Raw genomic sequence first — 12,270 nt, 5'->3', positions numbered from 1 at the left:
ATGGGTGAAGGCGCACTGCTTGCGAGGCACTGCCTCGCGTGCGACTGAACGCCCAACCGCTGGCGGTTGGGCCGGGGCCCGGAGGGCGGTTAACGGCGTGTCCCGTACCCCCCATCCGATGGCCCCACACACGTAGACCGCCAGCCGAGGGTTGTTCGCCCAAAACCAACAGCAGCCGGGCAAGCCCGGCTCTACAGGGCACCTGAACCCGCCTAAACGTCATTCCAGTGTAAAATTCACGGTTTTGACCGGAACCATGGCGAAGAAGCCCCAACCGCCTGTCCCCGGCCCGCCCTTCATCCGATTGCTGGCGGCGCTGGCCGACCGCAATGCCCCGCGTACCAGCCCCGATCTGGCCGACCGGCTCAGCCAGTGGATCGACTGGACCCGTGCCGTGGCCCTGTCGCGTGCGCTGGATGGCCGCCTGCCGGCGGCCGCTGAAGCTGAACCCGGCCCGGTCGAACCCCTGCTGGCCGAATGCCAGCGGGTGCGCGACAGCTTGGGCCAGGCCATCCAGAAGCCCCCCGTGCCCGGCAAACCCGAACCGCGCGAGACCATGGCCTGGAAGACCCGCTGCCTGAACCACCAGCGCGCCATGCTCAGTGCCAGCGGCCGCCTGCGCGGCCTGCTGCGTGACCGGCTCAGTGCCCTGCCCGACGACCGCGCCCGCCTTGCCGAGGTCGACGCCGTCATGGAACAGGCCCTCAGCCCCTGCGAGCACAGCCTGCTCGCCGCCGTGCCTGCCCTGCTCGGCACCCACTTTGAACGCCTGCGCGACGCCGCCAGCGCCGATGACACCGACGACGGTGTGGATCCCGCCTGGCTGCAGTTGTTCAGGACCGACATGCAGAACGTGCTCATGGCCGAACTGGATGTCCGTTTCCACCCCATCGACGGCCTGCTTGCAGCCCTGCGCGCCCACTGAATCCGTAGCCCCTATGTCCAGAACCGCTCTTCATCTTGTTGTCTTCCTCGCCGGCCTGCTGGCCGTGTGCTGGATCGGGGCCGGCTACATCGGCCATAACGCCGTTGGCGTCGGCGTGGCCCTGGTGATCGCCGCCGGCTATGTCGCCGGTGCACTTGAACTGCGCCGCTACCGCGCCGACACCGCCGCACTGGAGCAGGCCGTAGCCGCTGCAGACACCGCGCCGGCCAGCCTCGCCGAGTGGCTGCAGCAGGTCCCCGCCAGCCTGCGCAACGCGGTCCGCCTGCGCGTCGAAGGCGAGCGCACCGCCCTGCCCGCGCCCACGCTCACCCCCTATCTGGTCGGATTGCTGGTGCTGCTGGGCATGCTCGGCACCCTGCTCGGCATGATGGCCACCCTGCGCGGCACCGGCCTGGCGCTGGAAAGCGCCACTGACCTGCAGGCCATCCGGGGCTCGCTGGGCGCACCCGTCGAGGGCCTGGCCGTGGCCTTCGGCACCTCCATCGCCGGTGTCGCCACCTCGGCCATGCTCGGCCTGCTGTCGGCACTCAGCCGTCGCGAGCGCCTGGGCGTGGTGCAGCAGTTGGATACCCCCATTGCCACCACCCTGCATGTGCATTCGCAGAGCTGGCAGCGCGCTGAAACCTTCCGCCTGCTGCAGGCCCAGGCCGGGCTGTTGCCGGCCCTGGTGGAGCGTCTGGAAGCGGTCAGTACCGCGATTGAACAACACAGCGGCAGCACCGGTGAGCGCCTGCTCAGCAGCCAGCAGCAGTTCCAGCAGGCCGCCGAACAGAGCCAGCAGCAGCTGGCCAGCGCCCTGCAGCAGACCCTGCAGGACGGCGTGGCGCAGAGCGCACGTGCCGTGGGCGAAGCGCTGCAGCCGCTGATGGCGCAGACCCTGGCGGGGCTCAGCGAGCAGACTACGCAGTTGCAGCACAGCGTGCGCGATGCGGTGCAGGCCCAGCTCGGCGCACTCAGCAGCGGTTTCGAACAGAGCCAGACCCACACCCGGGAAACCTGGACCAGCGCCCTGCGCGACCAGCAGCAGGCGCACGCGCAGCTGGCCAGCGACCTGCGCGGTACATTGGATGGTTTCAACAACGCCCAGAGCGATCACAGCCGCAGCCTGCTTGAGGCCGTGGCCGCACGCCTGGACGACACCGCCGCGCAGTGGAACAGCGCGCAGCAGGTCCAGCAGCACACCCATGCCGCGCTGATCGAACAGCTGCGCGAAGCGCTGAACTCCGCCCAGTCCGAGCAGAACGCCCACGCCACCGCGCTGGTGGATGCCCTGGCCGCGCACATGCAGGCCAGCGCCGACACCTCGGCACAGGCATGGCATGACACCCTGGCCGGCCAGCAGCGCGTCAATGCCGAACTGGCCGAGCGCAACCAGCAGGCCCTGGTCAGCGCCACCGCCAGCTTCGATACCCATGCGCGTGCTCTGGTGGACGGCCTGCAGTCGGCCCATACCGGCCTGCAGGACACCCTGGAAGCGCGCGATGCGCAGCGCCTGGACACCTGGCGCGAGGCGTTTGTCCGCCTGTCCGAACAGCTCGGCCAGCAGTGGGAAGCCAACGGCGCGCAGGTTGCCGCCAGCCAGCAGGCCGTCTGCGAGACCCTGGCCAGCACCGCGCACCAGATCGGCACCCAGGCGCAGGATCACGCGCGCGAAACCATCGCCGAGATCTCGCGCCTGGTCACCCTGGCTTCGGAGGCTCCCAAGGCCGCCGCGGACGTGGTTGCCGAACTGCGCCAGAAGCTGTCTGACAGCATGGTACGCGACACCGCCATGCTGGAAGAGCGCACCCGCCTGCTGGGCACGCTGGAAACCCTGCTGGACGCGGTCAACCACGCCAGCACCGAACAGCGCACCGCCGTGGACGCGCTGGTCAACACCTCGGCCGAGCTGCTGGAACGCGTCGGCACCCGCTTTGGCGAACAGATCAGCAGGGAAGCCGGCAAGCTGGAACACGCGGCGGCGCAGGTCAGCGGCAGCGTGGTCGAAGTGGCCAGCCTGGCCGAAGCCTTCGGCAGCGCCATGCACAGCTTCGGCAGCGCCAGCACCGGGCTGGGCGAACAGCTGCAGCAGGTCGCCGGCGCACTGGATGCCTCGATGGCGCGCAGCGACGAGCAGCTCGCCTACTACGTCGCCCAGGCGCGTGAAGTGGTTGACCTGAGCGTGCTCTCGCAGCAACAGATCATTGAAGAACTGCAGCAGCTGGCCGGGCGTCGCCGCAGCAGCGGGACCTCCACCGCATGAGCGAGGAGATCGAACTCGACGGCGAAGCCAGCACCCCGGTGTGGGCCGCGTTCGGCGACCTGATGTCGGTGCTGCTCGGCGCGTTCGTGCTGATTCTGGTCGGCGTGGTCGCGATCCAGCTGGAGCTGTCGCAGCGCCTGGACCAGGAAGTAGCCCAGCGCGAGGCGGAAGCCAAGCGCCGCCAGACCCTGGAGCAGGCGCTGGCCGGACCGCTGGCGGCGGGCCGGGTCACCCTGGTGGATGGCCGCATCGGCATCCGCGGCAGCGTGCTGTTCGCACTGAACTCCGACCAGCTGCAGCCGGAAGGCCGCGAGCTGCTGAAGAGCCTCGCCGCACCGCTGGCCGGCTACCTGGCCTCGCGCGAGGAGATCCTGATGGTCAGCGGCTTCACCGATGACCAGCCGGTGCGCGACACCAATCGCCAGTTCGCCGACAATTGGGAACTGTCCGCGCAGCGCTCGCTGACCGTGACCCGTGCGTTGATCGCCGAAGGGGTTCCAGCCGGTTCGGTGTTTGCGGCCGCCTTTGGTGCCGAACAGCCCGTGGACAGCAACAGCAGCGAAGAAGGCCGCTCACGCAATCGCCGCGTCGAAATGGCGCCGATTCCGCGCCCCAAGGCCACTGACACGCCGGACCACCGCGCCGATGGCCGCTGACGGCCACAGCACGCCAGCGCAGTTGCAGCGTTGGCGCACGCAGGGACACGACCGCATCGACCCGGTGCAGTTCGCGTTCCTGGAAGCCTTGCAGCAGCGCACGCACGCCCACGACGGCGCGCTGCGGCGGGTACTCGACGCACGCCTGCAGGTGCTGCTGGACGCCTACGCCGCCCGTATTGAAGCGCAGCCCGCGGCGGCTGACGCAACGGCACGACCGGCCGCTACCCTGCGCGACCTGCCCACACCGCGCAATGCCGACTACCCACAGCTGCCGGCCTTGGCCGACTTCCGTGCGATGTGGGCCCATCTGCGCACCGAGAGCCAGGTCCGCCAGACCCTGGCCCAGGAAGCCCCCAGCGACAGCGGGCCACTGAATTCCAGCATGCTGGTGCACCGCACGCTGGGCTGGTTGGGCGAGGTCTCACCCGGCTACCTGCAGCACTTCCTCGCGTATGTGGACAACCTCGCCTGGCTGGACACGCTGCAGCAGCGCGGCACCCTGCCCAGCCGCGACAGCGCCGCGCCCGGCGCGAAGCCGCGTCGCCGCACCACGCGCTAGCCGCGCAACGTCGCGCCGCCGTCCACGTAAAGATCGCTCATCGCGATGTGGCCGGCCTGATCGGACAGCAGGAACATCACCGCCTGCGCCACGTCTTCGGGATTGGCCAGCTTGCCCAGTGGAATACCCGCCTTGAAGGTCTCCGGCGTGCCGGCAATGACGCGCTGCGCGCCTTGGTCATCCGCCCACATGCCGGTCTGCATCGGAGTCAGCGTTGACCCCGGTGCCACGATATTGCAGCGGATGCCATGCGGGGCCAGTTCCAGTCCGAGGCAGCGGGTGAACATGGTCGCGGCGGCCTTGGATGCGGCATACGCCGCCATGCCATGGCGCGGCACGCCGGCCGCATTCGAGCTGACCGTGACGATGGCCCCACGCCGCCGTGGCGTCATCACCCGCGCCAGTGCGCGCCCCAGATGGAACACGCCATCGGTGTTGACCGCGAACACGCTGCGCCATTGCGCATCGCTGATCCCGGTGACTTCACCGACCTGCAGCACGCCAGCCACGTTGATCCCGAAGCCGATCGGGCCGAGCTCGGCCTCTACATCATTCACGCGCGCATCGACTGCGGCGGCGTCACTGACATCCAGCGCATACGCATGCAGTCGTGGATGGGCCGCCCCTACCGGCGCTTCACGATCGGTCGCCACCACCACCGCACCGCTGTCCAGCAGCAGTTGCACCAGCGCCGCGCCAATGCCGCCTGCGGCACCGGTCACCAGCGCCACGGTGCCGTCGAATCCGGTCAGTTTCATGCCGTGGGATCCTTGTCTGAATCGAGATCGGAAAGATGCTGTGACAACCACGGAGCGAGCTGGGCCACCGCATCGCGCCCGGTGAGTTCACTGTGCAGGAACGGCAGCGGCATCGAAGCCACGCGTGCCGCGTGCACGTTCCACAGCGCTGACTGCAGGTGCGGACGCTGCACATGGTCACGCGCCGCACGCACATGTACCAGCGCGCCATCGTAGTGCCGATGGTGATGCTCACGGATCAGCCGGTTGGTGCCGGTCACCGCGCGCACCACGCCGTCCAGCACCACGTCCGGCAGATGCCCCAGTGCACTGTCACCGCGACGCAGGAAGTTCACGATGCGCTCGCGACTGTCCAGTTCCGGATGGCCGTCGGGGTCGTAACCGGCAATGGCCAGCAGCGCCCGCAACGCTGCCACCGGGTCCGGTTCGGGCTCTGCCCGCCAGCATTCGCTGGGGTAGGCATCCAGCAGCACCAGTGCCCCCACCGCGCGGCCCTGCGCCTGCAGATGCACCGCAATGGCCTGGGCGATGATGCCCCCGACCGACCAGCCCAGCAGATGTACCGGCCCTTCCGGCTGCCGCTCGAAGATGCGCGCGGCGTACTGCGCCGCCAGCGCATCAATGCTGTGCGGCAGTGGCGCGGCCGGATCAAGCGCCGGCGACTGCAGGCCGAACACCGCGCGTGCGGGCCGCAGCGCAGTGGCCAGCTCGCGATAGTTCCAGGCGATGCCGCCGGCCGGATGGATCACGAACAGCGGTGCCCTGCCCGCTTCGCCCTGGGCCAGGGTGATCAGCGGACCCAGGCCGTGATCGGTGTCCACCACCGGCGCATCGAGCCGTGCAGCCAGCGCCGCCACCGTGGGGTGTTCGAACACACTGCCCAGACCCGGGTCCTGCGCCCAGTGCTGCTGGATCTCCAGCAGAAGCCGCACGGCAGTGAGCGAATCGCCGCCCAGCGCGAAGAAGTCCGCATCCGCATCCACCGGGGCGGACAGCCCCAGCACCTGCGCAAACAACCGCGCCAGCACCCGCTCGCTTTCCGTCGCCGGGGCGCGCCCTGCCACCGCCTGCATCGGCGGCGCAGGCAGCGCGTCACGATCCAGTTTCCCGTTCGGGGTGACCGGCCAGTGATCGACAGTCACGACGGCCGACGGGACCATGTAATCGGGCAGGTGCTGCAGCGCATGCTGACGCAGGGCCGCAGGGTCGACTGCCGTGCCGGAGACATAGGCCACCAGCATCGCATCGCGCAGCAGCACCGCTACCCGGTCTACCGCCGGAACCGTGCGCAGCACGGCCTCGATCTCCCCCAGCTCGATGCGCAGGCCGCGCAGCTTCACCTGGTGGTCGCTGCGCCCCAGGTACTCCACTGCCCCGTCGCGACGCCAGCGCGCCCGGTCCCCGGTGCGGTACATCCGTGCACCGGGCACGTGCGGGTCGGCGATGAAGCGTTCGGCGGTCAGGTCGTCACGCCCCAGGTAGCCGCGCGCCAGCTGCACCCCGCCCAGATACAGGTCACCGGGCACGCCGTCGGGCACCGCGCGCAGTTGCGCATCCAGCACATACAGGCGGGTGTTCCAGACCGGGTAGCCGATCGGTACCGGCTGCGACGTGTCGTCGGCACTGGCCGGCCACCAGCTCACATCCACCGCCGCCTCGGTGGGGCCATACAGGTTGTGCAGCTGTGCCTGCATGCGCGCGTGGAACCGGTCGCGCAGCGCCGCGTCCAGCGCTTCGCCACTGGTGAATACCTGGCGCAGCGCAAGCCCCTGCGATTCCGGTACCGCCAGAAACGCGTCCAGCATCGACGGCACGAAATGTACTGTGCTGATCCGGGCAGTGCGGATCAGCCGCGCCAGCGCCTGCGGGTCGCGATGCACATCCGGAGCCGCGATCACCAGCGTGCCACCGCTGATCAGCGGCAGGAAGAATTCCCACACCGACACATCGAAGGTCGCCGGGGTCTTCTGCAGCACGCGCTCGGCGGCCCCGAAGCCGTAGTGATGCCGCATCCACTGCAGCCGGTTGACGATGGCGCGGTGCTCCACCAGCACGCCCTTGGGCTCGCCAGTGGAGCCGGAGGTGAAGATCACATAGGCCGCGTCATCAGGCTGCACGCTGTCAACCAGCGCATCTGACGCCTGCTCCGACCAGTCCGCTGGCGTCAGCACCGGCAGGTCGCCGAAGCGCGCTGCGTGCTCCGTCTCGGCAAGCACGCAGACCGGCTGGCCGATCTCCAGCACCCGACGCAGGCGCGCATCCGGATGCGACAGGTCCACCGGCAGGTAAGCCGCACCCGCCCGCAGCACCGCCACCAGCGCGACCAGCAACGACAGCGAGCGCGGCAGCGCCACCACCACGCGGCTCTCACGCGCCACGCCACATGCGCGCAGTTGCAGCGCCAGCGCCAGGCTGCGCGCTTCCAGTGCCGCATAGCTGAGCGACTCGCCCTCGAACTCCAACGCGATGGCATCCGGCGTGGCCTGCATCTGCGCCAGCAACAACGCCGTCAGCGAAACATCCTCGACCGGATGCGCGGTGGCGTTGACCGCATGCAGCCAATGCCTCGCCTCGTCCGGCGTGGCCAGCGGGATATCCCCCATGCTGCCGCCCTCGCCCAGCACGCGCAGCGCCTGTGCCACGAAATGCGGCAGGCGCGCGGCATGCGCCGCCATCGCGGTGCGGTCGAACAGGGCCGGGTTCGCTTCGATCTCCAGCTGCAGGCTGGTCACGGCATCACCGCGGAAGCCGAAGGTGATCTCGTCCACCGGCCCTGTGCCCAGAATCTCCAGCGTTGCCGTGGCCCCCTGCCACGGCAGCGGCCGATAGAAAGGCTGCACGTTCACCAGCGGCCCGTGCAGGCGGTGCTGGCGACCGACCCAGCCCAGGTCGCGACGCAGCTGCTCGCCGCGGTAGCGGCCATGCCGACGTCCACGTACCAGGTCGCGCGCGGTGTCGCGCAGGTACGCCTCCACGCTGTCCTCATCCCGTGCGCGGGTGCGCAGCGGCAGCACGTTCATCACCATGGCCGGCACCCGCGCCGAGGCGCTGCCCAGCCGCCCCATGCTCGGCACGCCCAGCACCGCTTCGTCCTGTGCGGTCATGCGCTGGCAATAGGCGGCCACCAGCGCGGTCAGCAGGTCCGGCCACGGCTGGCCGATCTGCGCGGCGGCGCTGTGCAGTGCGGTGCACAGCGCTGCCGGGACCGGCCAGACGCCGCGCAACGCATCCGCCGCTGGCGGGGCTGCACTGCCGGCCTCCGCCGGCACCGCATCGGACATGTAGGCCTGCCACCACGCTGCGTCGGTGCTGCGGCGCTCGCTGCTGCGGTATGCGGCATCTTCGTCGAGTACCGGTGCCCATGGCTGCAGCACGGCCTGTGCCGCTTCCCCGGCATACAGCGCACAGACGCGCTCCCCCAGCAGCGCCATGCCATAGCCGTCAGTGGCCAGATGATGCACCCGCAGATACCAGACATGCTGCTGCGGCCCCAGCACGAACAGGCGCTGCTGGGCGATGCGGTCACGCTGTGGGTCCACCGGGATCAGCCGGTCATGGTCCATGACGTCGCGCGCGGCATGCGCCGCGTCCGCCGCACTGGACAGGTCAATGACCTGCAGTCGCGGCACGTGCGCCGGATCCAGCCACTGCTCCGGCAGGCCATCGGCGCGCTCGGCAAAGCGCAGCGCCAACGTGCTGGCTTCCAATGCCATCTGGTCTGCGGCGGACACGAAGCGCGCGATGTCCAATGGGCCGTCGAACCACACCGCATGTGCGGTGTTGAACGCAGCCGGTGCGGCCGCCAGTCGCTGCGCATACCACAGACCGGTCTGCGCCTCGCTCAAGGCATGCCGGTGCGCCACGTCCTCGGCGGCCGCGACCGCATGCCCGCTCATGCCGGGGTGAAGCCCTGCAGGCGCTGCACCACGTTCCACCAGGCGCGCAGCGTGGTGTGCTCGGCCAGATGGCCGAACTCGAGCGGAATGCCGGTGTTGCCCCAGGCCAGCACCAGCCCAAGCACGCGCATGGAGTCCAGTCCCAGGTCCATCAGATGATCATCGTCGCCCACCACATCGGGGGTTTCGCCGAGCATGCCGGCAATGTCGGCGCGCATGCGCTCGAGGGTCAGCGGAGTGGTGTCGGTGGTCATGCCAGCTGCTCCAGCAGGGTATCGGTGGTCAACGGCACGCCGGTGGTGCGGGCGATCCAGTGCAGTGCCAGGTCATGGTCGGCGCGCGAAAAATCCGCCACCGCGTCGGCGGCAATGAACGCTTCGATATCGCGCTGGAACGCCTCGCTCACGGTGGCGGTGCAGCCAATATGCGCGTACACGCCGGTCACCAGCAGCTGGTCGCGGCCACGTGCCCGCATCATCGTTTCCAGGTTGCTGCGCTGGAACGCGCTGTAGCGGTGTTTGACCAGCACATGGTCGCCGGCCGCAGGAGCCAGCGCGTCGATGATGGTTTCGTGTTCGGCAATGGCCTGCATGCCGGGACCCCACAGGTCGGCCTGCAGCCCACGGTCGCGACGGTCCTGGTTGCCGCGCTGCGCGGTGTAGAACACCGGAATGCCGCGCTGGCGGCAGTGCTGCAGCAGGCGTGCGATGTTGGCGATGGCCGGTGCCAGCGGGCTGGCATCGGCGGCGAACGCGGCCAGGAAATACTGCTGCATGTCATGCACCAGCAGCGCGGCCCGGTTGGCCTGCAGTGTCCACGGTCCACGCGGCGCGGGCAGTTCCGCTGCAACGGGCAGCGGATAGGGAGCAATTTTCGGCAGCGCCATCAGCGCGGTTCTCCAGTCTGTTGCAGATGATGGTCGCGCAGCTGCGCACGCAGCTCGCGACGACTGATCTTGCCGACGGCGGTGGTGCCGAATGCCGGCACGAACACCACCTGGTCGGGCACTTTGAACGCGGCCACGCCCCGCCCGCGCACCCACGCCTTGAGCTGGGCGGCGGTGGGCGCTTCCCCCTGGGCAATCACGAAGGCGCAGCTGCGCTCACCCAGATACGGATCCGGAATCGACACCACCGCCGCATCGAACACAGCACTGTGCGCGAGCAGATGGTCCTCGATCTCTTCGGCGGAGATCTTCTCGCCGGCCCGGTTGATGTGGTCGCCGGCACGGCCCTGCACCACCAGATAGCCGCCCGGCAGCTGCTGCACGCGGTCGCCGGTGCGGTAGAAGCCGTCTTCGGTAAACGAACGCGCGTTGGCACCGGGGTCATTGTGGTACGCGCTGATGGTGTACGGCCCACGCGTGAGCAGGTGACCCACTTCGCCCGGGTCCACTGGATGGCCATGGTCGTCCAGCACCAGCACTTCGTCATCCGGCGAGATCGGCCGCCCCTGCGTGCCCAGCACGATGTCTTCGGCATCATGCAGACGGGTGTAGTTGACCAGCCCCTCGGCCATTCCGAACACCTGCTGCAGCTGGCAGCCCAGGCCGTCGACCACGCGGCGCGCGGCTTCCGGCACCAGCTTGGCCCCGCCGACCTGCATCACTTTCAGGCTGGACAGGTCGTGTGCACTGGTCGCGGCGGCCTGCGCCCACAACAGTGCCAGCGGCGGCACCAGCCCCACGCAGGTCACCTGTTCGCGCGCGATGAGCGGGAATGCCACGTCCGGGCCGGGACCCGGGCTGAGCACCACCCGCGCGCCGGCATACAGCGCGCCGAGGAACCCGGGCGAGCTCATCGGGAAATTGTGCGCGGCCGGCAACGCGACCATGTACACCGTGCTGCGGTTGATCGCGCAGATCTCGTTGCTGGCGCGCACCGAATACAGGTAATCGTCGTGGGTGCGCGGAATCAGCTTGGACAGGCCGGTGCTGCCACCGGACAGCTGCAGGAATGCCACCGACTGCGGGTCCGGATCGGGCGGCAGCGTGGCCGTGTCGCCATCCAGCGACGCCACGGTCGCGAATTCCTCGCCGTCACCGCTGATCAGCACGTGCTGCAACGCCGGCCGTGCCGCCTGCAGTTCGCGCGCCAGCGTGCGGTAGTCGAAGCCTTCGTACTGCGCGCTGGCGATGTAGGCGTTGGCCTGGGCCTTGTCCAGCACATGGCTCACTTCGGTGAAGCGATGCGCCGGCAGGGCGTACACCGGAATCAGACCCGCACGGAACAGCCCGAACACTACCGCAATGAAGTCAGCGGTATTACCCAACTGCACCACCACCCGGTCGCCCGGACGCAGCCCGCGCGCCAGCAGACCAGCCCCGATGCGCCCGGCGTACTGCCAGAGCTGCGCATACGTCAGGCGCACGTCGCCGCCAATCACCGCAAGGTCATCGGGCCAGGCCTCGGCGCGCGCACGCAGCATGCCCGGCAGGGTTTCGCCCCGCCAGTAGCCGGCCGCGCGGTAGCGCGCCACGCGCGCCGCCGGCCAGGTCTGCGCCAGTGGCAGGCGCGCGTGCGCGTCGTTGGAGTGCATCATCATGAAACGTTTTCCGTTGAAGCCGCATGGCCGACGCCCAGGGCGCTCAGCAGTGCGGTGAATTTTGCTGCCGTTTCGGCAACTTCGAATTCAGGCTGCGAACCGGTCACAATGCCCGCGCCCGCGAACACCTGCGCGTGCGCACCCTGCACGCGTGCGCAGCGGATCGCCACGTACCATTCGCCGTCGCCCTCGGCATCCATCCAGCCCACCGCACCCGCGTAGAAACCACGGGGATTCGGCTCCAGCCGGCGAATGCTGTACATCGCATCGTCGCGCGGCGTGCCGCACACCGCCGGGGTGGGATGCAGCGCGGCCAGCAGCGTCGCCACCGGCGTGGACGGGTCGCGCAGGGTCGCTTCAATGCGCGTACCCAGATGCCACATGCTGGCGGTGGAATGCAGTTCCGGCACTTTGGGCGCGCGGATCTCGCTGCACCAGGGCGTGAGTGCTTCGACGATGGCCTCGACCACGTAGCGGTGCTCGTCATGGTCCTTGGCCGAGCCCAGCAGCGCCTCGGCCGCCGCCGCATCTTCGACCGGATCTGCACTGCGCCGCGCCGAACCGGCCAGCGGATGCGAACTCACCGTTTGTCCCTGCCGCGACACCAGCAGCTCCGGGCTGGCCCCCACCAGCCACGCCGGCGGCCGGCGCGGGTCGCCCGGCAGC

Annotated in this window: 10 protein-coding genes; 4 read left to right on the top strand and 6 right to left on the bottom strand. The window is 69.4% G+C overall.

Features of this window, described 5'->3' with window-relative positions; all coding sequences use genetic code 11:
- The first annotated feature begins 256 nt into the window (after positions 1-256).
- Genes RT551_RS19865 through RT551_RS19850 form a run of 4 tightly spaced genes read left to right on the top strand, consistent with a single transcriptional unit; the run spans position 257 to position 4,406 of the window.
- Positions 257-925, top strand: coding sequence for a DUF3348 family protein (locus tag RT551_RS19865; RefSeq protein ID WP_313461721.1), 669 nt, complete (start codon positions 257-259; stop codon positions 923-925).
- 13 nt (positions 926-938) lie between these two features.
- Positions 939-3,188: a DUF802 domain-containing protein gene (locus tag RT551_RS19860; RefSeq protein ID WP_313461719.1), complete on the top strand. Its 2,250-nt coding sequence runs from the start codon at positions 939-941 to the stop codon at positions 3,186-3,188.
- A complete protein-coding gene (locus RT551_RS19855) occupies positions 3,185-3,844 on the top strand; it encodes an OmpA family protein (protein WP_313461716.1) in 660 nt (219 codons plus the stop codon). Before RT551_RS19860 ends, RT551_RS19855 begins: the two co-directional genes overlap by 4 nt.
- Positions 3,834-4,406 carry a DUF2894 domain-containing protein gene (locus RT551_RS19850; RefSeq protein WP_313461714.1) on the top strand — a complete coding sequence of 191 codons (573 nt, stop codon included), beginning with the start codon at positions 3,834-3,836 and terminating at the stop codon, positions 4,404-4,406. Before RT551_RS19855 ends, RT551_RS19850 begins: the two co-directional genes overlap by 11 nt.
- On the opposite strand, the gene RT551_RS19845 is transcribed toward RT551_RS19850, so the two are convergent.
- The 6 genes from RT551_RS19845 to RT551_RS19820 form a co-directional block, all read right to left on the bottom strand.
- Entirely contained in the window at positions 4,403-5,164 is a 762-nt protein-coding gene (locus tag RT551_RS19845; protein ID WP_313461711.1) for a 2,3-dihydro-2,3-dihydroxybenzoate dehydrogenase, read from the bottom strand. The two genes, RT551_RS19850 and RT551_RS19845, sit on opposite strands and share 4 nt — an antisense overlap.
- Complete coding sequence (locus RT551_RS19840) at positions 5,161-9,060, bottom strand: amino acid adenylation domain-containing protein (RefSeq protein WP_313461709.1); 3,900 nt, start codon at positions 9,058-9,060, stop codon at positions 5,161-5,163. The genes RT551_RS19845 and RT551_RS19840 overlap by 4 nt, the downstream gene beginning before the upstream one ends.
- Entirely contained in the window at positions 9,057-9,314 is a 258-nt protein-coding gene (locus RT551_RS19835) for a phosphopantetheine-binding protein (protein WP_313461706.1), read from the bottom strand. Before RT551_RS19835 ends, RT551_RS19840 begins: the two co-directional genes overlap by 4 nt.
- Positions 9,311-9,946 (bottom strand): isochorismatase family protein, encoded by a 636-nt coding sequence (locus RT551_RS19830; protein ID WP_313461703.1) that lies wholly within the window; start codon positions 9,944-9,946, stop codon positions 9,311-9,313. Before RT551_RS19830 ends, RT551_RS19835 begins: the two co-directional genes overlap by 4 nt.
- On the bottom strand, positions 9,946-11,598 hold the full coding sequence (locus RT551_RS19825; RefSeq protein ID WP_313461723.1) for an AMP-binding protein: 1,653 nt from the start codon (positions 11,596-11,598) through the stop codon (positions 9,946-9,948). The genes RT551_RS19830 and RT551_RS19825 overlap by 1 nt, the downstream gene beginning before the upstream one ends.
- A gap of 2 nt (positions 11,599-11,600) precedes the next feature.
- A partial coding sequence (locus RT551_RS19820; RefSeq protein WP_313461700.1) for an isochorismate synthase occupies positions 11,601-12,270 on the bottom strand: 670 nt, incomplete at its 5' end.

The organism is Stenotrophomonas sp. (assembly GCF_032103445.1).
Taxonomy (GTDB): domain Bacteria; phylum Pseudomonadota; class Gammaproteobacteria; order Xanthomonadales; family Xanthomonadaceae; genus Stenotrophomonas.
This window is presented reverse-complemented; position numbering and strand designations above follow the sequence as displayed.